The sequence below is a fragment of the Microcoleus sp. S36b_A4 genome (genome assembly GCF_036700645.1).
GTDB lineage: Bacteria > Cyanobacteriota > Cyanobacteriia > Cyanobacteriales > Microcoleaceae > Microcoleus.
On sequence record NZ_JAUBPI010000069.1, the window covers coordinates 1 to 23,993 of the forward strand.

General features: G+C 47.2%; 23 protein-coding genes. 14 read left to right on the forward strand and 9 right to left on the reverse strand.

Annotation, left to right across the window (positions count from 1 at the left end; translation table 11 throughout):
* Nucleotides 1-3,215 (reverse strand): cadherin-like domain-containing protein (locus QUA03_RS20135; RefSeq protein WP_333214332.1); only part of this gene is annotated, 3,215 nt, incomplete at its 3' end.
* A 1,413-nt stretch (nucleotides 3,216-4,628) separates the two neighbouring features.
* Here QUA03_RS20135 and QUA03_RS20140 point away from each other — a divergent pair.
* From QUA03_RS20140 to QUA03_RS20160, 5 genes are all read left to right on the forward strand, one after another.
* Complete coding sequence (locus QUA03_RS20140; protein ID WP_333214334.1) at nucleotides 4,629-4,883, forward strand: hypothetical protein; 255 nt, start codon at nucleotides 4,629-4,631, stop codon at nucleotides 4,881-4,883.
* Nucleotides 4,884-4,887: 4 nt separating this feature from the next.
* Nucleotides 4,888-6,588, forward strand: a complete 1,701-nt coding sequence (locus QUA03_RS20145) for a CHAT domain-containing protein (RefSeq protein WP_333214336.1) — start codon at nucleotides 4,888-4,890, stop codon at nucleotides 6,586-6,588.
* Between the two features lie 1,282 nt (nucleotides 6,589-7,870).
* Entirely contained in the window at nucleotides 7,871-8,149 is a 279-nt protein-coding gene (locus QUA03_RS20150) for a hypothetical protein (RefSeq protein WP_333214338.1), read from the forward strand.
* A gap of 91 nt (nucleotides 8,150-8,240) precedes the next feature.
* A complete protein-coding gene (locus tag QUA03_RS20155; RefSeq protein WP_015177612.1) occupies nucleotides 8,241-8,651 on the forward strand; it encodes an AbrB family transcriptional regulator in 411 nt (136 codons plus the stop codon).
* 114 nt (nucleotides 8,652-8,765) lie between these two features.
* Entirely contained in the window at nucleotides 8,766-9,233 is a 468-nt protein-coding gene (locus tag QUA03_RS20160) for a regulatory protein RecX (protein ID WP_333214340.1), read from the forward strand.
* Nucleotides 9,234-9,355: 122 nt separating this feature from the next.
* Here the strand turns inward: QUA03_RS20160 and QUA03_RS20165 are convergent, their stop codons facing one another.
* Nucleotides 9,356-9,850, reverse strand: coding sequence for a DUF4385 domain-containing protein (locus QUA03_RS20165; RefSeq protein ID WP_333214341.1), 495 nt, complete (start codon nucleotides 9,848-9,850; stop codon nucleotides 9,356-9,358).
* Complete coding sequence (locus QUA03_RS20170; RefSeq protein ID WP_333214343.1) at nucleotides 9,847-10,272, reverse strand: DoxX family protein; 426 nt, start codon at nucleotides 10,270-10,272, stop codon at nucleotides 9,847-9,849. The genes QUA03_RS20165 and QUA03_RS20170 overlap by 4 nt, the downstream gene beginning before the upstream one ends.
* A 331-nt stretch (nucleotides 10,273-10,603) precedes the next feature.
* Here QUA03_RS20170 and QUA03_RS20175 point away from each other — a divergent pair, with 331 nt between their 5' ends.
* From QUA03_RS20175 to ureG, 5 genes are all read left to right on the forward strand, one after another.
* Nucleotides 10,604-10,786 carry a hypothetical protein gene (locus QUA03_RS20175; protein WP_333214345.1) on the forward strand — a complete coding sequence of 61 codons (183 nt, stop codon included), beginning with the start codon at nucleotides 10,604-10,606 and terminating at the stop codon, nucleotides 10,784-10,786.
* 384 nt (nucleotides 10,787-11,170) lie between these two features.
* Complete coding sequence (locus QUA03_RS20180) at nucleotides 11,171-11,662, forward strand: DUF4168 domain-containing protein (RefSeq protein ID WP_333214347.1); 492 nt, start codon at nucleotides 11,171-11,173, stop codon at nucleotides 11,660-11,662.
* Nucleotides 11,663-12,092: 430 nt separating this feature from the next.
* Nucleotides 12,093-12,530 (forward strand): urease accessory protein UreE, encoded by a 438-nt coding sequence (gene ureE, locus QUA03_RS20185; RefSeq protein ID WP_333214349.1) that lies wholly within the window; start codon nucleotides 12,093-12,095, stop codon nucleotides 12,528-12,530.
* Between the two features lie 137 nt (nucleotides 12,531-12,667).
* Nucleotides 12,668-13,381: an urease accessory protein UreF gene (locus QUA03_RS20190; RefSeq protein WP_333214379.1), complete on the forward strand. Its 714-nt coding sequence runs from the start codon at nucleotides 12,668-12,670 to the stop codon at nucleotides 13,379-13,381.
* A gap of 36 nt (nucleotides 13,382-13,417) precedes the next feature.
* Nucleotides 13,418-14,020, forward strand: coding sequence for an urease accessory protein UreG (gene ureG / locus QUA03_RS20195; RefSeq protein WP_333214351.1), 603 nt, complete (start codon nucleotides 13,418-13,420; stop codon nucleotides 14,018-14,020).
* Here ureG and QUA03_RS20200 read toward each other — a convergent pair.
* Together QUA03_RS20200 and murG are read right to left on the reverse strand one after the other, a co-directional pair.
* Complete coding sequence (locus tag QUA03_RS20200) at nucleotides 14,017-14,631, reverse strand: hypothetical protein (RefSeq protein WP_333214353.1); 615 nt, start codon at nucleotides 14,629-14,631, stop codon at nucleotides 14,017-14,019. The genes ureG and QUA03_RS20200 overlap by 4 nt on opposite strands.
* A gap of 76 nt (nucleotides 14,632-14,707) precedes the next feature.
* Complete coding sequence (gene murG / locus QUA03_RS20205) at nucleotides 14,708-15,805, reverse strand: undecaprenyldiphospho-muramoylpentapeptide beta-N-acetylglucosaminyltransferase (protein ID WP_445304791.1); 1,098 nt, start codon at nucleotides 15,803-15,805, stop codon at nucleotides 14,708-14,710.
* A 192-nt stretch (nucleotides 15,806-15,997) separates the two neighbouring features.
* Here murG and QUA03_RS20210 point away from each other — a divergent pair, with 192 nt between their 5' ends.
* Both QUA03_RS20210 and QUA03_RS20215 read left to right on the forward strand, forming a co-directional pair.
* Nucleotides 15,998-16,924 carry a nuclear transport factor 2 family protein gene (locus QUA03_RS20210; RefSeq protein ID WP_333214354.1) on the forward strand — a complete coding sequence of 309 codons (927 nt, stop codon included), beginning with the start codon at nucleotides 15,998-16,000 and terminating at the stop codon, nucleotides 16,922-16,924.
* A 339-nt stretch (nucleotides 16,925-17,263) separates the two neighbouring features.
* Nucleotides 17,264-18,052, forward strand: coding sequence for an SDR family oxidoreductase (locus tag QUA03_RS20215; protein ID WP_333214356.1), 789 nt, complete (start codon nucleotides 17,264-17,266; stop codon nucleotides 18,050-18,052).
* Between the two features lie 67 nt (nucleotides 18,053-18,119).
* Here the strand turns inward: QUA03_RS20215 and QUA03_RS20220 are convergent, their stop codons facing one another.
* From QUA03_RS20220 to QUA03_RS20235, 4 genes are all read right to left on the reverse strand, one after another.
* On the reverse strand, nucleotides 18,120-18,338 hold the full coding sequence (locus tag QUA03_RS20220) for a hypothetical protein (protein WP_333214357.1): 219 nt from the start codon (nucleotides 18,336-18,338) through the stop codon (nucleotides 18,120-18,122).
* A 959-nt stretch (nucleotides 18,339-19,297) separates the two neighbouring features.
* Complete coding sequence (locus tag QUA03_RS20225; RefSeq protein ID WP_333085886.1) at nucleotides 19,298-19,519, reverse strand: hypothetical protein; 222 nt, start codon at nucleotides 19,517-19,519, stop codon at nucleotides 19,298-19,300.
* Nucleotides 19,516-21,285, reverse strand: a complete 1,770-nt coding sequence (locus QUA03_RS20230; RefSeq protein WP_333214359.1) for a S8 family peptidase — start codon at nucleotides 21,283-21,285, stop codon at nucleotides 19,516-19,518. Before QUA03_RS20230 ends, QUA03_RS20225 begins: the two co-directional genes overlap by 4 nt.
* A gap of 49 nt (nucleotides 21,286-21,334) precedes the next feature.
* The gene (locus QUA03_RS20235; RefSeq protein WP_333075628.1) at nucleotides 21,335-21,490 is read right to left on the reverse strand and encodes a hypothetical protein; all 156 of its coding nucleotides are present in this window, start codon (nucleotides 21,488-21,490) and stop codon (nucleotides 21,335-21,337) included.
* 50 nt (nucleotides 21,491-21,540) lie between these two features.
* Between QUA03_RS20235 and QUA03_RS20240 the strand changes: the two genes are divergently transcribed.
* Nucleotides 21,541-21,957 (forward strand): hypothetical protein, encoded by a 417-nt coding sequence (locus QUA03_RS20240; protein ID WP_333214361.1) that lies wholly within the window; start codon nucleotides 21,541-21,543, stop codon nucleotides 21,955-21,957.
* A 286-nt stretch (nucleotides 21,958-22,243) separates the two neighbouring features.
* Nucleotides 22,244-23,953, forward strand: coding sequence for a pentapeptide repeat-containing protein (locus tag QUA03_RS20245; protein WP_333214363.1), 1,710 nt, complete (start codon nucleotides 22,244-22,246; stop codon nucleotides 23,951-23,953).
* Nucleotides 23,954-23,993: the final 40 nt, after the last annotated feature.

A 23,993-nucleotide genomic window follows, 5' to 3' on the forward strand; every position in this document is an offset into this window, starting at 1 on the left:
CCGTCAAAGTTAGTCGTAGTCAAATTGCCGAAAGCGCTCGCGCTAAACTCGAATTTGTCAGTTCCAGCAGTAAAGTCGGAAATTTTGTCGCCGCCTTCTTTAGTTGTCCTGTAAACAAACAGATCCGCACCACTGCCACCGCTTAGGACATCCAAACCGAGGCCGCCGGTGATGGTATCGTTGCCGTCGCCGCCGTTGATGGTATCGTTAAAATTGCTGCCGACAATGTTGTCATCGCCTGCTAAAGCATTGAAATTAACTGGGACGGGAAAAGTGCCGAAATTGAAATTGTCAGGGCCGGCAGTACCGACAGGAATATTTAGTGGCGGGCCCGTGAAGACAAAGTTCTGGACTGTCAGGCGAACCTCCAGCGAGAAACTGGCCACAAGTTCAAAGCGCGCCCCAACACCATATACCAGCACCAAACGGCCGGTATCGGCATCTATAAACTGACAGAAAATAGGCACGTCTCCGTTGCCGCCCAACTCTGTAAACCGCGCTTGCAAAGTCGTGATGCTGCGAACAGTGATATCCGCGGTGAAGTCGAGAAAATTAGCGCCGCCGATCGAGCCAACAGTAGAAGTAGCAGTAATGTCCACTTTGGTCAAGATAGAAGCGTTGAGACTAAAAGCTGCGTTAGAGAACTCTAAAACATCGTCATCGACATTAAAGTCAGTAATAAAGTCAGCTTCTACAACTGTTTTAACCTCTTGGCGGGAATTGAAGTAACGAAAGATATCCTTTCCACCACCACCAATTAGAGTATTGGTTCCTAGGCCGCCTTCGATCGTGTCATTGCCCTCATTTCCTGTTAATAGGTCATTCCCAGCACCGCCTATTACTGTGTCATCGCCGATGCCACCGTCGAGATCGTCATCGTCATCTTCGCCGTCTATCTCGTCATTGCCTTCGCCGCCTTTGGCTTTGTCCTTGCCTTTGCCTGCTTTTATTTTGTGTTTGCCTTTACCGACGACTTCGATATAGTCATCATCATCGCCACTGTCGATATCGTCATCGCCCTCCCCGCCTTTAATTGTGTCCTTGCCTTTGCCACCTTTAATTGTGTCCTTGCCTTTGCCCCCTGTAATGTCATCGCCAGCATCGCTGCCTTCGATGTCGTTATCCAGCGTCGCAGAACCGACAATAACTTGAGGTGCTGTAGTGCCAGCAAAATTAAAGAGATTTTGCTCGACAGTGAAGCTAAAACGCTGGTTGATGAGATCTCTTTTGCCGTTGCTAACTTTAAAACCAAAACCAGCCGGACCCTTATAACCTAGTTTCGCTTTGAAACTTACAAAGCCTGAGTTAATGTCTGCTTGAGAGAAGGTAAAACCGGGTTCTGTTACGGCGACTCCCTTAAAGAATAGTTGGCCGGTTGTAGCATCGGGCAGCTCGGTTACCGTGTAGACTGTGCCACCAGGACCTTGCTCGGGATCGACAACACTCAACAAGTCAGGAGTAATAATTTGCTCGCCGCCGCTGGAACCAGCAGTCAGGCTGTTATTAGCTACCACTTGCGGAGGGTTAGAAATCGGCGGAGTTTGAGGTTGATTTGGAGTTGGAGTTTGAGGTTGAGTTGGAGTTGGAGTTTGAGGATTAACTCCCAAAAAGTCGGCCGCAGTGATCAGCGTTGCGTTGACATTCAACAATAGCGCCAAGGCGAAGTTATTGACCCGAATTTCGGTATTGACACCGATTTGTATAAAGGTCAAGCTGCTAAAGTTCAAGTCGCCAAACAGCAGAAACTTGTCGCTGCCGTCCTCGAAGTCAGTGATGACTGCACTTGCCTGAGAGTTACTGTTACTCACGACATAAACGTCAGCTCCAGCACCGCCTATACAGGTATGGTTGCCAGTACCGCCCATCAGCGTATCGTTGCCGTCGCCGCCCATCAGCGTATCGTTGCCGTCGCCGCCGCCACTAACGCTGTCGTCGCCGTCGCCGCCGTCTGCCATGTCATTGCCGCCGCCAGTAACGAGGGTATCGTTGCCGGCACCGCCCATCACGCTGTCGTCGCCGTCGCCGCCCATCACGCTGTCGTCGCCCTCGTCGCCACTGCAAACGTCGTTGCCGGCACCGCCCATCACGCTATCGTCGCCGATGCCACCGCTAACGCTGTCGTCGCCGTCGTCGCCACTGCAAACGTCGCTGTCGCCACCGCCGCTCACGGTATCGTTACCGGTGCCACCGCTAACGCTGTCGTCGCCGTCGTCGCCACTGCAAACGTCGCTGCCTACACCGCCGCTAACGGTATCGTTATCTTTTCCGCCGTTAAGCGTATCGTTGCCTGTGCCGCCGCTAACGTTGTCCTTGCCTGTGTCGCCCCTGACGGCATCATTGCCTTCGCCGCCCTCACAATCGTCGTCGCCTTTGCCGCCATAGACGGTATCGCTGCCGGCGCCGCCGTCAACGTCATCATCTCCTTGGTTGCCGTGCATTAAGTCATCGCCGTCATCGCCTTCGCAGAGGTCGTCGTCGCTGCCACCCATCACGGTATCGTTATCTTTACCGCCGTTAAGGGTGTCCTTGCCTTTGCCGCCCATGACGGTATCACTGCCGAGATCGCCTCTTACTTCATCGTCGTCATCACCGCCCTCGCAATCATCGTCATTTTTGCCGCCGTAGATATTATTTTTTTTGCCACGGTTTCCTTTGATTTTGTCCTCGCCTTGTTTGCCGTATATCTCTTGCTGCTCGCCGGTGGCGACAATGAGGTCATCGTCATCGCTACCGACGACGGTTCGGCGATCTATGCCGCTGTCATCATCGAAGTCATCGTCATCGTCATCAGTACCTCCGATGGTCTGGAAATCGTTGTCATCATCTAAGTCATCTAAGTCATCTAAGTCATCTAAGTCATCGTCATCGTCATCTAAGTCACCGTCATCATCATCATCTAAGCCATCGTCATCAGTACCTCCGATGGTCTGGAAATCGTTGTCATCATCTAAGTCATCTAAGTCATCGTCATCGTCATCATCATCTAAGTCATCGTCATCGCCCACACCTGTTGTGGATGCGCCGTTAGACTGATTCAGAAATGTGGTAACGCCGTCGGTGTTTTCGGCGAGTGCTTGGTTAATTAAATCGGCTAACTCCTGATCGGAAAGTTTAGGGCTGTTGTTGCCTAAACCCTCGACAGGATTTTCTGTTTCATCTTTTTTAACTGGAAAAAGTGTTCCCTGTCCTTCTTCCAACGAAATTAGGTCGTCCATCGTTGATATTTCCCAAAAAATGGTAAGCTTCTTTGAATCAATTTATCAGCAAACAGGAGGCTGCAGAAGATTTTTTTTAACTTCATGCTTTCGCCTGCTAGAGGAGCTGGTTTCCTCATCTTTACTATTATAGATGCCACTTAAACGGCAAGGTTTTTTTCGCTGTGTTACGAGTTTTATATTCTGCAATTGCGTACCAAAATTAATTGATCCGCAACCTACACTGTAATTATTGCGCCGAAGCTCCGAGCATTTGAGATGTTCTCGGTATTTTCTACAGTAAGCTGCGCCGAAGGGCTCCTGATTGTAGATTTTCTACGTAATTTCTACAGTGAATTAGCTGAATTTAAACTCGCGACTGACAACTCCTAAATAACTCCCCAAAACCTGTATCCCCCAAATTTTACCCTTGCTTTTTTTCCGATCTAGGCTGGTGTATTGAACTTTGGTAACACTCCCAGCTTTGACAAATCCTTCCCTGACCTAGGATTTGAATCTCTTCACTAAACGACAGCACCCTCCTAATTTTAGTTCCCGATGATTAATTAGAAATTTAGATAATTCGCCCGGACAAATATTTGTTCTAATTTTTAGTTGCAGAATTTTCTCTCGATTCGAGGAAACCTCGCGAATTGAGAAAAAGTTTTTTTTTCGGCTCAACTAAGAGTTCTGCCAAAATATATCTATCTCAAGACAGGTTGCAAAATTTGCCAAAAAGTAATATAGGCGCAGAATTCGTTTTTGGTGACAGTTGCAAGCTTGATCGGCATTTTGAGCGAGAATGACCCACGGCGAGGCTGCGAAACCCAGTTGTTTTGTAAGCTTCGCTACCAAATCCAATAATTTTCCGAGAAACCGGCCTGATGAGGCGTAATCCTCTAGATGCCAAAAATGATGGTTGCTTGAGAGTACCGGAATAATTTGATTGCCATTGTATTGTTGAGAGTTCTTGGCTGCTGACGTTTATTTTTGCTGCTTAACTGTAACTAGATTAAGAGAGTTAAATTAAAAGTTTTCCATATCATAAAAGCGGTAAATTAGCAATAAGTTATGAGCAATTATCGATAGTCAACTATCAATTACCGATCGCCACTGAGGTCTTAAGGATGAGGGCGGGGGGCTTACGGATGAGAACCCAGGGCTGACCAATTAATTAATTGACACAAAATCAAGATTGCACATCGGGGGTTGGTGGTAGAGGATAAGCGGTAAAGACCGATCGACCGATCGCCCAAAAAAAAAAAATACTCAACTTTCCCTGCGATATTGCCCTGAAACCGGTTGGCGAGAGCCGAAGTAATTTTAATAAGAACTAGAGATCCGCCTGGTAAAGTGCCTCCAATTTAACTTTACTCAGCAATGAGAAACTCAAGTTCACGACGAATCTAAAGGGGTCTGTGGTAGAGGTGCAAAATGTTAAAGATAGCAAGATTGGAGAAAATTCGGCTTTCACCGAGGCACAGGGCAATCAAAACTAATAAACTGTTATTAAAGTACAACTTTTATATCCTCAAAGTGTTTGAACAAATATATATGACCTCAGCGATCGCCCGATCGGGGGAAGCGCATTCAGAAACTTTGATTCAAAGAGTAAAAATTATTTTGCCGTTCGCTATTGCTAGCCGCAAAAACGCAGGCAAATTCAGAATTAAGGCGGGAGGGCGCTAAATCCGTGAGCCAGGAATTTCAACTCTCAGTCACTCCCGTTGGGGACGACGAATATCTAGTGCGGACAGAAAGGGTTGCACCCGGTGTACCCTTAGCCGAACAACAAGTCCGCTGGCCGATCAATGAATGGCTTGCACTATCTTCTCAACTGATGAACGACCCGCTGGTGGGCTTGCTCCAAGGAAAAGCAGTACAGGGAAGCAGTTTTGCGGGTCGCGGCCTCTCCCGTTCGGGAAACAACTCAGCGCCGAATTTAGTAGCCCTGGGGCAACAATTATACAGCGGGCTGTTTCAAGGAAACTTGCGCGATAGCTGGACTTGCGCTCAAGGCATCGCCCAGCACCGCCGAGAAGTGCTGCAACTGCGACTCGGACTCAAAGGCCGACGCTTGCCACGACTGCCGTGGGAAGTTCTGCACGCCGGCGATCGCCCTTTGGCAACCGGCACAGATGTCGTGTTTTCTCGCTACCAACCAGGTACAAGTTTGTTCAAACAAACCCGGATACTGCCTAGTGGCGGGCCACTAAAAATTTTAATGGCGATCGCATCTCCGAGCGATCGAGACAGCTTGCAGCTCAAGCGAGAAGTGCTCCATTTGCAGCAAGAACTCCAAAACCGCACCGGTCATCCTCTCAAAAACAGCCCCCATTGCCCGGAAATTCAACTGACTATTCTCGAACAGCCCGATCGAGAACAACTTACCCAAGCCCTAGAACAAGGACACTACCAAGTCCTGCACTACGCAGGCCATAGCAACTTAGGTTCCAGAGGTGGCGAACTCTACCTAGTCAGCAGCCGCACCGGCTTAACCGAAACCTTGAGTGGCGACGACTTAGCTGGATTGCTCGTGAACAACGGTATTCAGATGGCCGTCTTCAACTCCTGCCGCGGCGCCTACGGCGACCCCTCAGACCTCGCGGACGACAGCCCGGAACGGAACTTAACCGAAGCTCTAGTGAAGCGGGGCATTCCGGCAGTGCTAGCAATGGCAGAAAGCATCCCCGACGATGTAGCCCTAACTCTGACGCGGTTGTTTTACCGCAACCTTAATCAAGGTTATCCAGTCGATCTCAGCCTGAGCCGGGCCAGAGCTGGGCTAATTTCTGCCTACGGTTCTCACCAGCTATACTGGGCTTTGCCGATTCTCTACCAGCACCCGGACTTTGACGGCTATTTGACCGGCGCCCCAGCCCACAGTGCGACATCAGGTTCTATGGTGCACATAATCGCGCCGGGAACGCAACCGGTGCTCGCGGGTACTGAATGGAAGGCCCCATCTTCGGTTTCGGCGATCGCCCAATACCCCCCAATCCCAGCCAATCGATCGCATGAGTCAGACAATTCTGACGGCGAAGTCTGGGAATACTTTCCCGACCAATTAAAAGATCGCAGGGATTGGGTTCACCAGAAAGATCGAGCCGATGCTACTAATTCACCGAACTCACCGACGGCTTTGCCGTCCTCTATTCCTAATTCTGAGTGTTCAGTGATCCAAGCAACTCGCGCCGCAGCACCGACTCAGAAACCGTTAACAAAACCGGGATCGAAAAAATTTGTCACCCTAATGCTTTGCTTGTTATCCGTTGCTTTGAGTGCTGGCTTTTTTGGGTGGCGGTACTCGAACCAGCGAGGCCCGAAACCAGAAGAGTTACTGCCGGCGGTACGAACTCCCCTGTCGCAAAATTACCTGCAACAACGTCACTAAAAGCGATCGCCCACTGCAATGCTTAATTGAGACCCTCTTGGCCTGGCTCCAAACTGGGTGGGGTTTTTGCTGGCCATTCGCGATCGGCCGCCGCTGGCAAAGTGATCGCAAGTATACTGCTCGATCGAATCTCCGACTTACATTCATCAAGCCGGTTTTTACCGAAAATAAGTAGCAGCCCAACCAAGCATCGAGGAAGAAACCGAGTTTCTCGTCGAGAGAGTAAGTCCGGGACTGCTTGATATATAATTGTCAGTCGATTGTAGATTTTAGACTTCGGGTTGAGCCCTGAGTCGAACGATTTGAGATTTTAGATTTACTCCACAGATGAATCTGGAAGCTTGAACAAGACTCTAAAATTGTGATCTCTCCACCACACGAGTCGGTGGGTTGTATGGGTTTTTGAGCGGGCTGATTCGGCAGCAGGAGCATTCGTCATTCGGCACAAGACAATAAAAGCCAGAGTTGCCACAATAAAGAACGTCCTCACCGTCAGCGCGCTTGCTATATTTCACAATAATTAATTATGGAAGCGGCTGTGAGTTTGACCGACAGCATCCAGGATACCCGCCACGTGATTCATCCGTGCAGAAATAAAAAACCTGTATCCGATAAATGAGTCCCCCAATTTATCCGTGGCGTCAAGGCTTCAATTCTTTAATCTAAAATCTCAAATCTAAAATCGATTGACGCGCCCCTCCAGTTCGTGCATAAATTTTGAGAGTATGGCAGTTTACAGGCCACGACTCGAAACCAATACATTTCCATCGAAACTCCATGTCGGAACCGCTGCTAATTTGTAGTGCATCAAACATTTAAGCTGTTGTGCATTAAACTCGGTCTTTTTCAATTCCCCTGTGGAAATAACCTCAAATTCTCTGGCTTGGGGCCGGAGGGGGAAGATTTCGGCCAGTTCCCCCTAGAAATCTACTGATTCCTGGCGAAGTGTTAAGAGTCGCGAAGCAATCTCGCCCGATCAAAACTATTCCCCCTCTTAGTGGCTGCCCGATGTTTCTGCCGCCGCGCCTATTGAGTCGAGTTTTAGCTTAAACTTGTTCAACGAAGAGGTGAAATTTCCTTCAATTTTTACCGGATTGCCTTCCCCAGACTGCGTTCTGTGGAAGTTATATGCCCAACACCTTAATAGAAGATTGCTCGTTGGTATTTGGGGTTTTGAGGGGATTTCCAGCCAGAAAAATAGAATTTACAAGTAGCTGGCAGTGACATCGAGAACAAGTGCTGCCTCGTCTTGTTGAGGTAAAAGTTAACCCCGCGCTGGTAAATGCTTTCGGCAGATTTACAGTGGCTGCGTTCTAGGTATTTCCATTCATGGCTGTCTTATTTTGACCTTGACCGCAGACACAATCGGGGATTGGTGAATGCAGGGAACAGACTTTACTGTAAAAAAGTAAAACATTTAATTTGCGACAAAAATTCCCCGCGCGATCGCAAGAGAGCCTTACACAAGGATTTGGGCCGCGAGGAGCAAATTGATCGCCCTTCGAGCATCCTTACTTGCACCCCCGGTCTTGAGACCGCAGAAATTTCTCCAGAATCTTAATATTCAGAATTCTTAGTATTGACAGTGAAACAAAGTTAATCTAATGTGTTGTAATTGATATAAGTAAAGTCCAATAAGCGAGGTACGGTCAATGGCAGAAACAGCTACAGCACCCTTAACAGGAAAAGGTCTGCTTCAAAAAATCAAAGGCAGTGATTTGCCGCGCAGAGAACTTGCGAAGCTTTGCGGCTACTTCACAGTCAGCAAAAGTGGAGAAACCCGGATTAATCTGGCTGAGTTTTACGATGCAGTGTTAGCTGCTAAGGGCATTGAGCTAGAGAAGTCTAAAGCAGACGGACGCGGGCGAGAAGCGAGTTATCGAGCTAGCGTTCACAAGAATGGTTCGATCGTGATCGGAGCAAATTATACCCAAGAAATGGGATTAAAGCCGGGAGACGAGTTTGAAATTAAGCTCGGATACAAGCACATTCGCTTGATTCAGATCGATGTGGACAGACCGGATGTGGAATTGGATGATGAAGAGGAGGATACAGAAGAATAAAGGCGATTCCCTGCGGGATAGCTTCGCTTCACGCGATGCAGTCAGCCGATAGCAAGGCGACTGGATTAGGCATTCGCTATACGACTATTTGCGCGCCACCCTTCGATTGAACTGATGAGCTGTCTTGACTATTTATATTTTCTCTTGTCTCGCAAAGACTACAGTGCCTCTGAACTTCGCAAAAAGGGGCAAGAGAAAGGTTTTGGCAATGAGGAAATATTGGAGGCGATCGCGCAAATTCAAGACCACGGCTATCAGTCCGACACTCGCTTGGTGGCAAACTCGATCGCCTCTGGTGCAGGCAAATACGGGAAGTCGGCCATCAAGCGCAAGTGCCTGCAAAAAGGAATTACCAACGATTTGTTCGAGCAAGTCTGGGAAGAAGAAATTGCCGAAAATCAGGACTCCGAAGCAGAAAAACTGGCCGAATTAAAAGCCAAAGTCATGCGGAAATACAAGATAGATGCTTGGGGTAAAACCGATCCGAAAACCAAGGGCAAAGTCTTGAATTACCTGCAATACAGGGGATTTAATGCCTTTGAAATTTGGCGACAGTGGCAGGCGGAAGAAGAGGATGAGTAAATAGTAGGGCCAAGCAAATAGATGCGGTCCCGATAGGCAAGCACACCTACACTGCTGCCGACAGGGCTAAAGTGTAAGTCCTGAGTTTTTGTAACTTTATGTCAATCCTCAGCGTTGACTAACTAAGATTCGTACATCTGCCGGTGTCTGGCTAAAAGCTCGAGATATTTCTCGTTGATTTTGGCCAGCATCCATTTCTCTTGAAAAATGGCCGCGGATTCTGCTTTGACCGGATCTGCTTCTAGTGGCAAAATATCTTTTCTAGCTGCGGTTTGCTCTGCAACAGACTTCAGCTTTTGAGGGTTTTGCTGGTATTTTCGACCGCTTTTGTGGTTGGCGTAGCGACGCGATCGAGTATACCCCATCTGCAAGAACTTGCGGGCCATGTCGGCTCCCACAAAATCTTCGCGATCGAGATACTCTAAAAACATGGAGTAAATTTTGCTGCTGGACTCCCTGGCAATTTCAGGAGTCTTAAATCTCCAGAAAGGCAGAATTTCTCCTTTGTAGGGTTCAACCAACAGCACTCCCTGTTCTCCTTTGCCTACCCGATAAAGTTCCGGGTGCTGTCGAAAGTCGATGTTCTTAAAATCCGCATGGTAGTCAAACTGCTTCATCGGGCATTTTCTGTTGTATCTGGAACTATAGAAGCCCGAGGTTTACCTTCGTCTGGTTGGGTATAAACCCAGGCCCAAGCAATGAAGACAGCTTGAAAAGGCAGCCTCAACCAGTACAGTAATTGATTGTGGGGAATCCCTTCTATCGGAATGTTGTTGACGGCTTGATTGATATTAGCTGGAAACACGGCAATAAACAAGGCAATTAATCCCCACGCCGCCGCCCTGCTCACTGGAGGAACTAATAGCCCAATTCCGCCCAAAATCTCGAAAAAACCGCTGATATAAACCAAGGCTTCCGGGTAAGGAAGCTGGGGCGGCACAATTCTGATAAAAGGTGCGGGTACTGCAAAGTGCAGCACACCTACAATACTGATAGCTACTGCAAGAATAACTCGCCAAATTTCTTTTTGACTTTTCATGGGCAATGGGTAATTAATAATTGTTAAATTGCTGCGATAATGCTTGCCAAAATTTGCGATCTGCGATGGAGATGACAATAAAGCTGAGGCCCAAAAATTCCAGCTTTCCGGGTTTGTCTGCTCTTGGTGGTGGCTGTAACGATTTTATTTCGTAGAAAACCCAGGTTTCTGGGTAAATCCCAGACAAGTTTTCACAGCACCAAACTGGAGGAAGCGAGAACTGGAATCGAAGGCCTGGGCGTTGACTGCCAAAAACAGATAGCGCGCATTTTGATAACAAGATTTTAATGTCTAGTGCCCTGTTGCTGTCTCTATCTTCGGGTAGTGAAACATGATTTTTGTTCCGGCTTTGGCTTCATCAGCAGCCCAACCAGTGGGGGATTTTCTCGATCGACAAATGCACCACCGCTTAACATTAAATAAATCTTCGCCGCAATTGATGAGTGCGATTGCTGCTAAATTTGACCTAGCCTTCCAGGCGCTTCCCTACCCTACCCTACGGGAACCCCTATGAGGAACGGGAACCCTTGCGGGGAAACAGATAGCTTTGCTACCGCCTACCTTGATGAGACTAATTAAGGCAAGTAATTTGTCAATAATTTTTATAATTATTTAATATTTGCGCTTTGAGAATTATTGGGAGAGGCAATTCGGGAATGCTCTGTAATTAAAATTACTATCTAAAGTTTGAATTTTGTCAACTTCCGACCGATGTTATAATGAATGAAATTATTGAATTTGCTAAAAAGTCGATCGTCCTAGCACATCCCCAACCATCCTGCTGGAATTGAAAATAGTCACCAACGGCAGGAACTTTTTACCCACCACATTATTCAAAAAGATTGAGCCTCCAAGCGCTGTGTCATTTTTATCTACACGCAATCAATCACCGACGACCATGAACACCTCAATAAACACCTCTAAATTTGGCATAAACCGGATGCTGCGACAATCGCTGTTGCTTGGCATCTTGTCAGCAGCAGCTTTAGCTAGCGGATGGGCGCCTGGTTTGTATGGACAATCTCCAAACCTTGTTTTCGGATCAGCAGCCCAAGCTCAAGATATTACCAGCGAGGAAATTACTAGCTACGCTCGTGCTGTGTTGGCAATAGAACCCAGACGGGTGGAAGCTTATAACGAAATTAAAAAAATGGCTGGGGGTTCGGTTCCCAGAGTAGTGTGCAACGAAACTCAGGAAATTAATAGGCTGTCTGGAAATTTTCGTGGCATTGCAGTGAATTATTGCCAACAAGCTAAAAAAGCTATCGAAACCTATGGTTTGACAGTTAGTCGCTTCAACCAGCTCACTTTGCTCCAGCAAGCTGATCCGGCAGTCAAACAGCGAATTCAAGCCGAGCTCCTGCGACTGCAACAAGCGGGCAATCAATAAGCTTGAGGATTTGAGTCTTTCTTCCTCTCCCGTTCTATTAGACTTCTCCATAAAAGCTTGTTCAGGGCAGGCAGGATGCCTAACCGCGAACTCCCCCCAACAATATATTGGAGATTTAAATTGTTCGAGTTCCTAGACGATAGGCAAAATTTTTTGAAAAAAAAGCGATCGCCTGCGATCAAGTGCTTGACAAAATAACATAAATTTGGTAATAAAGCCAGAACGGGAGCGGTCAGAGAGATGAATATTTTTCAACTGGCTGTAAATCGCAATGAGATATAGCGATCGCCAACACGATTAAGACGTTTTTAATTTCTGAAATATGAGCTCAAGAGTGGAACTTCAGTCTTCCTTATTCCTTTGGCTATAAAAAAGATATTCCTCAAAAACTAAATGTCAAGTGAATTGCTCTGAGGAATAGAATATAAAAATGCTAACTTTCACCAAACATTTGCCTGCAAATCCGGATGCTGTTGTCAGCTTTACTTTACCCATGACAGCGGACGATCGCACTCGCAGCCGCCACAGATTCGAGACAGAGACGGGGCAAAAGCTGCACCTGAATTTGCCCAGAGGTACAGTATTGCGCGATCGAGATTTATTGCAGTCGGAAGACGGTAGCTGTTTGGTACTGGTAAATGCAAAACCCGAACTGGTGCTGACAGTGCGGGCATCAAGTCCCCTGCTACTGATGCGGGCGGCTTATCATTTAGGAAACCGTCACGTAGCTTTAGAAATTGCCGATAATTATTTAAGACTTTCCCCCGACTCTGTGTTGCAGGGAATGCTAGAAAAAATGGGTTTGGAAGTAACAGAGGAAATTGTGCCGTTTCAGCCGGAAATGGGCGCTTATGGACACAGCCATTAGATTTTAGATTTTAGATTTTAGATTTTAGATTTACTCCCACCGATGAATCCGAGGGCTTATGACTAAATTGCTTTCGGCTATTGAAGAAGCAAGAAGTCAACAGTCAACAGTCAACAGTCAACAGTCAACAGTCAACAGTGAACAATCAACTTTTATCTTTGTTGCAGTTAGCTTTTGCACCTGTGGGAGCTTATAGTTATTCTGAGGGAATCGAAAGTCTGGTAGAAACCGGTGCGATCGACAGCGAGATTACTTTGAGGAATTGGTTAGAAAATTCGCTGCAATTCGGGGCTGTTCGAGTAGAAGCCGCGGTGGTGGTAAGGGCTTTGAGGGCGGCACAAATGGGGGATGTGACGGCTTTGAATTACTGGAATGCTTGGGCGACTGCTGCAAAGGAAACGGAAGAGTTGCGCTTGCAAAGTTGGCAAATGGGGCGGACTTTGGTCAGGTTGCTGCTGGATTTGCGTGAAGCGAAGCTATCCCGCAGGGAATCGCCCGTTGCTTCTAGGTTAACAACAAGTGTAAAAGATTTGGTGGAATTTGGTGGCAATCCGTGCAATTTTGCGATCGGCTTTGGCATTGCCGCCGCCAACTGGCAGATTGAGGAGGAAGCGGCCGTGTTAGGATATTTGTACAGTTGGGCTGCAAATTTGGCGAGTGCGGGCGTGAAACTGATTCCCCTCGGTCAAACAGCCGGTCAACAGTTACTGTTAGATTTGCAGTCTCAAATTAGCTGTACGGCGCAAGAAGTTTTAAAATTAGAAGATGATGAGCTTGGCAGTTGCAGTTGGGGATTAGGACTGGCTAGCATGGCGCACGAAACTCAGTACACTCGGTTGTTTCGCAGTTGAAAATCTAAAATCTAAAATCTAAAATCTAAAATCGCTATGGGTGCTTTTCGTGTAGGAATTGCTGGGCCGGTTGGTTCGGGGAAAACAGCTTTACTGGATGCTTTGTGCAAGTCACTGCGACAGCACTACCAGATTGCTGTAGTTACCAATGATATCTATACTCAGGAAGATGCCCAGTTTTTGGTTCGGAGTCAAGCTTTAGAGAGCGATCGAATTTTGGGCGTAGAAACGGGAGGCTGTCCCCACACAGCCATCCGCGAAGATGCTTCCATTAACTTAGTAGCTATAGAAGAGTTAGAACACAAATTCACTGATTTAGATTTAGTGTTTGTAGAAAGCGGCGGCGATAACTTGGCGGCAACTTTTAGCCCGGAGTTAGTAGATTTAACAATTTATGTAATTGATGTGGCTGCGGGCGATAAAATCCCACGAAAAGGCGGGCCAGGAATTACTAAATCTGATATGTTGGTCATTAATAAAACAGACCTCGCCCCTTTTGTGGGAGCAGATTTGGGAGTGATGGAACGGGATGCGAAAAAAATGCGGGGGGAGAAACCTTTTGTTTTTACTAACTTGAAGACAAAGGAAGGATTAGAATCAGTAGTTAACTTTGTTAAGTTGAATATTGGTGATAATTAGGGATTAAGCGCGCGATCGTCCATTCCCAATGCTAAAATTCCCAAAATTTTACCCAAATTGGTAAGCAAAGTTTCGGTTGTCTCAACAAAAACCGCTTGTCCTTCGAGTTTTAAGAATTTCCACCTATCTCCTGTAGTGACAGCCCCATAAATTGTGGTAATCTCATTACCTTCGCGCTGGTTGAAGATTTTAGCTGCTAGCATTTCAGCTATGCACTGTCCCAATCCCGAATTAATGTTTTCCTTTTTAGCCTCTACAATAGCAATGACTGGGGCTTTTACAATCAACAATTCTGGCGATCGACTTATCAAAAAATCACAATTCCCATTCAGCCCTCTTTCAGCATCTACAGTAAAATCAATGCCAGAAAATAAGCTCACGCGATGGTGCAAAAGTTTTCTCACTTCCATTAAAATCGGCGCGATAATCAGTTCCGAACGCGATTTTTCTGTATTGCTACCGAGAGCTACAGGCAGATTTTCTTGCAAAGTTTCTGTCAGTAATCTGCTATACTCTAACTCGGGGGCAGGAGTGAAGATTTCCACTATTTCAGAATAAGCTAAGTCAAAGGTTTTCAAAACTCTGTCTAAATTAAAGTCACTGTATGCCATTTGACTTTCTCCTTATTACAAATTCTCGTTAAGCGAAGCTATCCCGAAGGGAATCGCCTATTTACTTTAACACTCCCTACCGTACTACCAATTCCCTGACCAAATTAGCCAAACGTTCTGTACTGTCTGTCACCGCTAATTGAGCAGCAGCTTTAGACATTTTTTCCAAATATTCGGAATCTCTTAACAAATACAACACTTTGCTTTGCAACACATCTGCTGTCAGTTCGCATTGACGGAATACCACGGCGGCGCCGGCTTTAGCAAATACTTCCGCATTAAATCTTTGGTGGTCGTCAGCGGCGTGAGGAAAAGGAATTAAAATAGAAGGTACGCCCGTCACTGCTAATTCTGTCAGAGCACTCGCGCCCGATCGACTAATTGCTAAATTTGCTCGCTGCAACAAACTCGCCACATTGTCGTAAAATGGCATCGACAAATATTGCTCGTGTTTCAAACTCTCAGCATCCGGGTCATTATTTCCGGTGAGGTGAACTACCCAAGCACCGGCATCAAACCAAGCCGGAGCACACTCGCGCACTAACTTATTGACGGCGACAGCACCTTGAGAGCCGCCCATGACTAAAATTACAGGTACATTGTCAGGAATTGGCAAATTTAGAGGTTGGGGGGCGAGGAATTGCGATCGCACCGGTGTACCAGCAACAACGGTTTTGGCGCGGGGTAAATGCTGGGCTGCTGCTTCAAATCCGATCGCCACAGCAGTGCACAAAGGACTAAACCAGCGCGTCACCTTCCCCGGAATGGCATTAGATTCGTGGAGAATCACCGGCAAACCCAAAGAACGGGCCGCCAGAATTGCCGGTGCCGCGATGTAACCGCCAGTAGTAAACACTCCCTGAAAATTTCCCGCTTTGAGCAACTTCCGCACTTGAAGAATCGAACCGGCGAGTCCGCCCAAAATTCGCACAGTACCTAGTCCAAATCGCTGCTGAAAGCCTTCAACGGCGATCGTGTGGAGGGGGTAAAGGGATGAAACTAACTCGGTTTCCATGCGGTCTGGGACTCCTAGCCATTCGATCTGACAGTCGTTCAACTGACTAGCGGTGGCGATCGCGGGAAATAAATGTCCACCAGTGCCGCTAGCTGCAACTAACAAACGGAGGGGGGATTTTGTCAAGGTTTTTGTTTCTTTTACAAGTACAAGTTCCACAGGTCAATCGATTTTATATTTGAGGTTTTAGATTATTATGCTTATTATTCCGGCAGTTTCAGCTAATTTTCAATCAGCAATCTAAAATTAGATTGTAGATTGTGCCGTGTCCGTCCTTCCGTTGTCAGTTTTCGTTGCAGGCGAACAGTTGCCCGCGCCACGACTCCTGACAAATAACCAAATTATCACCTAATGCGTAATTTTTTGAATTTAGTGCCAAGTGTATCTCAGTATTTTTCCAGCCGTCGGAACGAAAAAGCCGATCCTCTTCGAGGGCTGCGCCAACGCGCGATCGTTTTTGGCTTTAACTGCGGGCAGTCGATCGCTCCAATGTTGTTATGTTTAACAGTGGCAAGTGCTGGCGTGCTGCATCCTAGTGCGGCAAGAGCGATCAGTGCGATCGCGGCGACTCCCCAAACGATCGCCCAAACCCCTGCAAATGCCCCTGCGCCACTCACAAAAGTGCTAACAGAAATTGACGCAGCGGCCAACCGGCGCGATGTCAAAGCAGTCATGGCATTTTACAGCCCGAATTTCACTCATTCTGACGGCTTAAACAGCCAAAGCATGGCCAAAGCTCTCACCGAACTCTGGGAGCGATATCCGAGTTTAAATTACCGCACCGAGATCAAATCTTGGAAAACCGAAGGTAGCGCGATTATTGCAGAAACCATAACTACAATTGCCGGCACTCAAAAAAAGGATGGCAGAGAATTAACTCTCAAAGCTACCATCCGTTCCCAACAGCGCTTTGAAAGTGAAAAAATAGTTAGTCAAGAGATTTTAGCAGAACAAACTCAGCTTACTTCTGGCCAAAGTCCTCCCACAATTCAAGTGAATTTGCCGGAGCAAGTTAAGGTGGGCGAAGAGTACCATTTTGATGCCATTGTGCGAGAGCCGATCGGCGATGATATTTTAATAGGGACTGTTTTGGAGGAACCCATTACCGAAAAAACCTTTTTTAATCCCTCAGAAGTTGAGCTGGAGTTGCTAAATTCCGGGGGAATTTTTAAAGTAGGTAAAGCTCCGGCTACGCCCCAAAATCGGTGGGTTTCAGCAGTTTTGATGCGACAAGGTGGAATTGCAACAGTTAGTGTGCGATTGCGGGTTGTCAAATAATAAAATAGGTGTTATGGGCATGGGGCATGGGGCATGGGTAATGGGTGATTGATGATTGGTGATTAGTAAGTGGTAAATGGTATAGCGGTTATTAGTCACACGAGGTACATATTTGAAGATAAAAAAAATCTCATTCAAGGAATTAAACATATAGCGGTTCTCAAGCGTGGTGAGGTATGCCCACGGAGGCCTATGCCCTATGCCCGTCGGGTACCTCATGTTACTGAGAAAGGCTATACCTCACTATAGCGAGAAAGGCTATAGCAAATAACAACTAACAAATAACCAAACTAACAAATAACCAATGACAGTCAACAGTCAACTAACAACTGACAAAAAATGATTTCTATCCAAAACCAAATTGTTTTCATTACAGGTGCGAGTAGCGGTATCGGAGCTGCCTGTGCCAAGATATTCGCCAAAGGTGGAGCCAAACTAATTTTAGCAGCCCGCCGTCTTGAAAAGCTCGATCTACTGGCAAACGAACTTGTAGAAACAAAATCGATTGCATCGGCGAACGAGATTTATTTGCTAGAATTGGACGTGCGCGATCGCACGCAAGTCGAATCGGCGATAACTGCGCTTCCCGATGCCTGGAAAAGCATCGATATTCTGATTAACAATGCGGGATTGAGCCGTGGTTTAGACAAACTGCACGAAGGCAACTTCCAAGATTGGGAAGAAATGATTGATACCAATGTTAAAGGCTTGCTTTACATGACTCGCGCGATCGTGCCGGGAATGGTAAGCCGAGACCGCGGCCACGTAGTGAATATCGGCTCAATAGCAGGCCGCCAAGCTTATCCGAAAGGTAATGTTTATTGCGCTTCCAAAGCAGCAGTGAGAGCTATTTCTGAAGGGTTGAAACAAGACCTTTTGGGAACACCTGTCCGAGTGACGGAAATAGAGCCCGGTTTGGTGGAAACAGAATTTAGCAATGTCCGGTTTCACGGCGATGCAGAAAAAGCAAAAAATGTCTATCAAGGATTGACACCGCTGACTGCTGACGATGTAGCCGATGTCGTGTATTTTTGCACGACGCGATCGCCCCACGTCAATATTAGCGAAATCTTGCTAGTTCCGACAGACCAAGCGAGTGCAACTCTGGTTCACCGAAAAGAGTTGTGAGTTTTAGTGGTAAGTGTCCGGATGGGGCTGGAATTCTCAGGAAGCTTAATTGGTAGATGCACCCTGATTAATTAACTCCCGACCAATTTTGGCCGGTTTTTTTTTGCGATCGCACCTTTAGCCACACATTCTCCAAAATTCTGCCAAACTGTCCTGAAACAGGTGCTGCCTTACCGGAGACTAAATTAGTAGATGCACCCTGATTAAATAAATCCCGACCAATTTTGGTCGGGTTTTTTTTTGGCGATCGCCCGCCCTCGCCAGAAATTCTTCCAAATTCTGCCAAACTGTCCTGAAAGAGGTGCTGTGAGGCGGGAGATTAAATTAGTAGATGCACCCTGATTAATTAACTCCCGACCAATTTTGGTTTGGGGTTTTTTTTGCGGTATCGACGGTGATGCTGAATAAAATTTGAGGTTGTCCGGATGGGGCTGGAATTCTCAGGAAGCTTAATTGGTAGATGCACCCTGATTAATTAACTCCCGACCAATTCTGGTTTGGGGTTTTTTTTTTCGGTATCGACGGTGATGCTGAATAAAGTTTGAAGTTGTCCGGATGGGGCTGGAATTCTCAGGAAGCTTAATTGGTAGATGCACCCTGATTAATTAACTCCCGACCAATTCTGGTTTGGGGTTTTTTTTTTCGGTATCGACGGTGATGCTGAATAAAGTTTGAAGTTGTCCGGATGGCGCTGGAATTCTCAGGAAGCTTAATTGGTAGATGCACCCTGATTAATTAACTCCCGACCAATTTTGGCCGGGTTTTTTTTTGGCGATCGCACCCCAAACCACAAATTTTCCCAAATTTTCGCAAACAGTCCGGAACAGGTGCACCTCGAACCGGAGACTAAATTAGTAGATGCACCCTGATTAATTAACTCCCGACCAATTTTGGCCGGGTTTTTTTTTCGTATTGCAGCCAAAACCACAAATTTTCCCAAATTTTCGCAAACAGTCCGGAACAGGTACACCTCGAACCGGAGACTAAATTAGTAGATGCACCCTGATTAATTAACTCCCGACCAATTTTGGCCGGGTTTTTTTTTCGTATTGCAGCCAAAACAGCAAAATTTCAATAAATCAAAAATTATCCGCGTTAATCTGCGTGCATCTGCGGTTAAAAATCAAATTTCTCCCGAACATCGTACTAGCCACTGGAAAGTAAATAAAGATGCACCCTGATTAATAAACCCCAGCCAATTTTGGCCGGGGTTTTTTTGCTCGAAAGCTGGATTAGTCGATCGACCTACAACACTTCAAAAGACTGCACCTCAAGCACCGGACCGATCATAGCAAACGTCATCACATCCTTGCGGACTTCACCTTTAACACTCACTTTCAAACCAGCTTTTTTCAAGTCAGAAGGAGCATCCTTAAGTTCGTAAGTTTCCCCATCTTGGCCAACCAATGCCCAAGTACCCGGGCCTAATCCTTTGCGTTCAATTTCACCTTTGACAGTAATACTCATGCCGATCGCACCTCTGTTTTAATTGCTAAACGCGCCAGTCCGAAACACAGAAAAGCATTGACAATTAAGAATGTTTGTGATATCAAACCTGTGCCCAATCCCCAGACTGTGGGAGAGACAAAAGCATTCACCGCTAAACTGCTGGCAAAACCGATCGAAATTGCGATCGCGATCCACTTCCACTGTTGATGTCCCAACAGCAAAGCAATCAAAACCCCCGGAATCAAAACGCTAGCAAAAAAGGGATTCAGCATACTGCTGCCATTAATTGCACCGCCGAGTTCTGGAATAGAACTGCCCATCACCCGCATCGGCCACTGCGGCAAGTCAAATACAAACAAGTTCCGCAAGAAAAAGAACCCAGAACTACCAGCCATCAAGCCGCCGGAAAAGCCCCAAGTCCACTGGAACGGAAAATAATTCCGCAAAAAGAAAGCCAGCAGGTAAGAACCGAGCACCATTGCAATCTTAGGCAACAGGGCGACTGCACCGCCGTCAATCCAAAAGCGGGGGTTGAGATACCCGTTATCGCGCAGCCAGCGGAAGAAATCGCGGAAATTGACTTGTCCGCGCTGGGCTAGCTGAACTGCTGCGGCTGCGTCTAGGTGTCCTGAACCAAAATGGTTTAACGGATCTTCAGTGACTGTTCGCGACGACTGCAAGAGTACGCTGCGAATTGCGTCTGGTTCTGTGATGCCGGAGGCCTTGACAAGGGCTGCAACGGCTGCAACGTGGGGAGAAGCCATGCTAGTGCCTTGGTAGCCTTCAAAGACTTCGGCGCCAGTTTCCGGGTCGATCGTACTTTGCAGGATCTTGCCCATTTCAGAACCGCCGGGGGCTGCAATATCAACCCCTGCGCCGAAATTGGAGTAAGAGGCTTTTTCGTCGTCGGGGCCGAGGGCGGAAACGCCGATGACGTGGGGATAGCGGGCGGGATAGGAAGCGGAACTGTCGCCGGAGTTGCCGGCGGCTGCGATGATGACAACGCCTTTAGAGTGGGCGTAGTCGATCGCCTCTTCCATTAACTGACTTTCACCGCCGCCACCGAGACTCATGTTGATAACATCTGCACCGTTGTCAGCAGAAAATTTGATCGCTTCGGCGATGTCGGAAACCGTGCCGCCACCGCTGCCGCTTAACACTTTTAGCGGCATTAAAGCTGCTTCGTAGGCGATGCCCGCAACGCCGTAATTGTTGTTAGTTGATTGGGCGACAGTACCTGCGACGTGAGTACCGTGGCCGTTGTCATCGTAGGCTTCGGCGCGATCGTTTACAAAGTCGTAGCCCGGTACAAATTTGGTTTCTTTTAAGTCAGCGACTGGAGTAATACCCGTGTCAATTATCGCTACTGTTGTGCCGCTGCCTTTGGTTTCGTTCCAAGCAGATTCTACGTTGATACTGCGGAGATTCCACTGCTTGGTATACATGGGGTCGTTGGGAATCTCGAAAGCGCTGTAGACGTAGTTAGGTTCAATGTATTCGGTATCTTTAGCCAAATTTGATTTTCTCAGGGCGTTTAGCAAAGTGCGATCGCCCTTAACTACATATACATTGTCGCCCGCTGAGAATTCGCTGTTGAGTTGCGGTGCGACTTGGTACTGTTGGGCGATCGCATTTACTTCTTTCGCAATCTCAGCAGCACCCAAATCTTCGCGGAAATCCAGCACAATCGAGTCGTAAGTGCCTTGAGTAGCAAGTCCTGGGAAATTAGAAATCGCCCAGCCAAGCCCGATTAAAAATAAGCACAGAAGGAAAAACTTTTTCATTGCCGATCGTCCGTTTAGGGAAGGCGTGTTCACCACAATAACCCAATTTTCACCGCCAGCGCCAGTTTTCCTTGCTGCGACTTGTGGATATCTCCCACGCGAGCGTTTGGTAGTTTTCGGCAGTGGCTGTTGCTCGCTCAAAAATTGCTCTAATTTCTAGTTTAAATTGCAGAGCAAGTTTGAGGAGTTCAATTAATTGTATCATTAGAGAAGATGAGAAACTGAACAAGCGATTATTTTCAAAAAGGGTATTGCATGGAAAGAGGTTTAATGTGGCTGCCGCTGCTGGCAATTTTTATTGGGCTAGCTTGGGCAGGATGGAACGAGTATCAAAAGCTGGAAGCGTATCGCGTCTGGGCAGAACAATTCGCTAAAGCCAAGTACGATATTTATGCTGTACTCGGTCAGCAAGAAGACAGTTTAACTTGGGGAAAACCTACTCGCAGCGGGCCGGTAAATTTGCAAACTTTTTCTTTAAAAGACGTGCAATCGCTGCGGTTGTTAGTCAAATCTCAGGCAGTTGATTTAGATTCGCCACCGAATTCTGGGAGTCCAATCGCCCTCGAATTTTTGTTGAAAGATGCTCCTGCGGTGCAGGTTCCTTTTACAGAAATTCCTCTAGCGACTAAATGGGGAAAACACTTGCAGCAAGAATTGCAGCGCTTTAGGTGAAAACACTCTCCGGCGGGGCAGCGTATAAGATGTGAACTCTGCTGCTTTAAGTTACAAAAGTCTGTAAAACTGGTAGTAGAAATAGAACTTACGCAACAAATCCTTTGAAGTGTCATCTATAGAGGTACAGTACCCACGGATCACCCGGAGGACATGAGTTCTTGCAGTAAGTAGTAGGAGTAGTGTCCCAGTGCCTAACCCGCTCGTGTTCCGTGCGTACCTTAGAGTTAAAGTTATGAACCGCGCGTCCTAAAACAGCTAAATTGCCAGCCCCCCAATCTGCGGAATGCAAACACAAGAATTTTTACAGCGCTATCAACAGGGAGAGCGTAACTTTGGTCACATTGACCTCAGCGGCGCTAGTTTAAGCGGTGTTAACCTGCGAGAAATAGACTTCACTGGTGCTAACTTGACCGGTGCTAATTTGAGCTGGTCTTTTTTGAGCAATGCCAAGTTGATAGGGGCTTGTTTGCGCCGCGCGGATCTCCGCAGTGCGGGGCTAGCTGGGGCGAATCTGAGCGGGGCAAATTTGAGCGGGGCAAATCTTGCTAAAGCGGATTTGCGCCTTGCTTGTTTGGAAGCAGCAGAACTCAATTGGGCTGCGTTCCCGGAAGCGGATTTGGGCGGTGCTAATCTTCAAGGAGTTAAATCTGACCAAATTAATTTTGCCGGGGCTAAACTCGACGGCGCGAAGTTGATGGCGGCGGAATTGATGGAGGCGAATCTCAACCGCGCCAGTCTTGTTGGTGCTAATTTAACGGGTGCTAATTTGCGGGAAGCACATTTGGTGGAAGCGAATTTGCGATCGGCAATTTTAATCGGTGTAAATTTGATCGAATCTGACTTGAATGGCGCTCAAATGCGATCTGCAAATCTGACGGGCGCTGACTTGCACCGAGCTGTGCTGGCGGGGGCGGATTTGACTGAGGCGGTGCTGGATAACGCTGATTTGAGTCGAGCTAATCTGGCAGGTTCTTATTTATTGAAAGCGAGTTTTAAGAAGGCGCTTTTGCTGCGAGCTAACCTGCAAGCAGTGTATTTGTTGCGGGCGGATTTGAGCGAAGCTAATTTGCGAAGTGCTGATTTGCGGAAAGCTGATTTGAGCGGCGCTTATTTGATGGATGCGATTTTGGGTGAGGCGGATTTAAGAGAAGCTTGTTTGATTGAGTGCCGTTTGATTCGGACGAATTTGGAGGGGGCGCAGCTTACGGGTTGCTGCATTCAAAATTGGCAAGTTCAAGATGTCGATCTGTCGAGGGTTGACTGCAGCTATGTTTTTACTGAATTTGATTATACTGCGAAAGTTGCGGCAAATCGCTTTCCGGTCAATCGCGATTTTGAGTCGGGGGAATTGGGGCGGCAGCATCAAGAGGACAGTTCTATTGTGAAGGTGTGTTTTGATGAACCTCCTAATTGGGAGGCTTTGGTTTTTACGCTGCGTCGGGTGGAGTTGGAAAGCCACGAACTCAAATTTAACGTTCAATTTTTTGACTCTGCGGGAGAACAAAATTTACTGAGGCTGAGCGCGAACCGTTTGGTGAACGGCAAGATTTTGGGCGATCGCATTTTGGAACTTTATCCAGATATGTTGGAAAAGGTTTTAGCCAAGGACGCTGAAATTTTGAGTTTGCTCGACTTGGGGGTTCCTAGTAACAGTGTGGAGTCGGTGGAACCGAGTCACAAGGAAATATTGCTCAGAAGACAGGAAATCTACCAGCGAATGGTGCGCCAAATTTCGTTTATTTTGATGTCTCAGACGCCGGATAAATTCTCCGAAAGCGTGCAGCGGCTGTTGGATTATTTGAAGCAGCAAGGTATCCCGACAGAGCAGATTCAAAAGAAAGTCATCAGTCAGGCGATCGTGCAGCGGGCGAAGCAAGACCCGGTGTTTCGGGAACAGTTGCTCACGTGGGAGAAAACGGCGTCCGATCGCGTTCGTGGTTCGATGATGGGGGAAGCGGTGCGGTATGCGATCGGCCTTTTGAGCGATTATTAACAGTTAATTGTTAACACTTGAAGCGGGCGGCCCGCACTTG

What these genes read in the sequence shown, in the direction of transcription:
- QUA03_RS20140 (WP_333214334.1), top strand. Translation starts at nt 4,629, where the DNA reads ATGTTAAAGATAGCAAGATTGGAGAAAATTCGGCTTTCACCGAGGCAC.
- QUA03_RS20150 (WP_333214338.1), top strand. Translation starts at nt 7,871, where the DNA reads ATGCTTTCGGCAGATTTACAGTGGCTGCGTTCTAGGTATTTCCATTCA.
- QUA03_RS20155 (WP_015177612.1), top strand. Translation starts at nt 8,241, where the DNA reads ATGGCAGAAACAGCTACAGCACCCTTAACAGGAAAAGGTCTGCTTCAA.
- QUA03_RS20160 (WP_333214340.1), top strand. Translation starts at nt 8,766, where the DNA reads ATGAGCTGTCTTGACTATTTATATTTTCTCTTGTCTCGCAAAGACTAC.
- QUA03_RS20165 (WP_333214341.1), bottom strand. Translation starts at nt 9,850, where the DNA reads ATGAAGCAGTTTGACTACCATGCGGATTTTAAGAACATCGACTTTCGA.
- QUA03_RS20170 (WP_333214343.1), bottom strand. Translation starts at nt 10,272, where the DNA reads ATGAAAAGTCAAAAAGAAATTTGGCGAGTTATTCTTGCAGTAGCTATC.
- QUA03_RS20175 (WP_333214345.1), top strand. Translation starts at nt 10,604, where the DNA reads ATGATTTTTGTTCCGGCTTTGGCTTCATCAGCAGCCCAACCAGTGGGG.
- QUA03_RS20180 (WP_333214347.1), top strand. Translation starts at nt 11,171, where the DNA reads ATGAACACCTCAATAAACACCTCTAAATTTGGCATAAACCGGATGCTG.
- ureE (WP_333214349.1), top strand. Translation starts at nt 12,093, where the DNA reads ATGCTAACTTTCACCAAACATTTGCCTGCAAATCCGGATGCTGTTGTC.
- ureG (WP_333214351.1), top strand. Translation starts at nt 13,418, where the DNA reads ATGGGTGCTTTTCGTGTAGGAATTGCTGGGCCGGTTGGTTCGGGGAAA.
- QUA03_RS20200 (WP_333214353.1), bottom strand. Translation starts at nt 14,631, where the DNA reads ATGGCATACAGTGACTTTAATTTAGACAGAGTTTTGAAAACCTTTGAC.
- QUA03_RS20210 (WP_333214354.1), top strand. Translation starts at nt 15,998, where the DNA reads ATGCGTAATTTTTTGAATTTAGTGCCAAGTGTATCTCAGTATTTTTCC.
- QUA03_RS20215 (WP_333214356.1), top strand. Translation starts at nt 17,264, where the DNA reads ATGATTTCTATCCAAAACCAAATTGTTTTCATTACAGGTGCGAGTAGC.
- QUA03_RS20225 (WP_333085886.1), bottom strand. Translation starts at nt 19,519, where the DNA reads ATGAGTATTACTGTCAAAGGTGAAATTGAACGCAAAGGATTAGGCCCG.
- QUA03_RS20230 (WP_333214359.1), bottom strand. Translation starts at nt 21,285, where the DNA reads ATGAAAAAGTTTTTCCTTCTGTGCTTATTTTTAATCGGGCTTGGCTGG.
- QUA03_RS20235 (WP_333075628.1), bottom strand. Translation starts at nt 21,490, where the DNA reads ATGATACAATTAATTGAACTCCTCAAACTTGCTCTGCAATTTAAACTA.
- QUA03_RS20240 (WP_333214361.1), top strand. Translation starts at nt 21,541, where the DNA reads ATGGAAAGAGGTTTAATGTGGCTGCCGCTGCTGGCAATTTTTATTGGG.
- QUA03_RS20245 (WP_333214363.1), top strand. Translation starts at nt 22,244, where the DNA reads ATGCAAACACAAGAATTTTTACAGCGCTATCAACAGGGAGAGCGTAAC.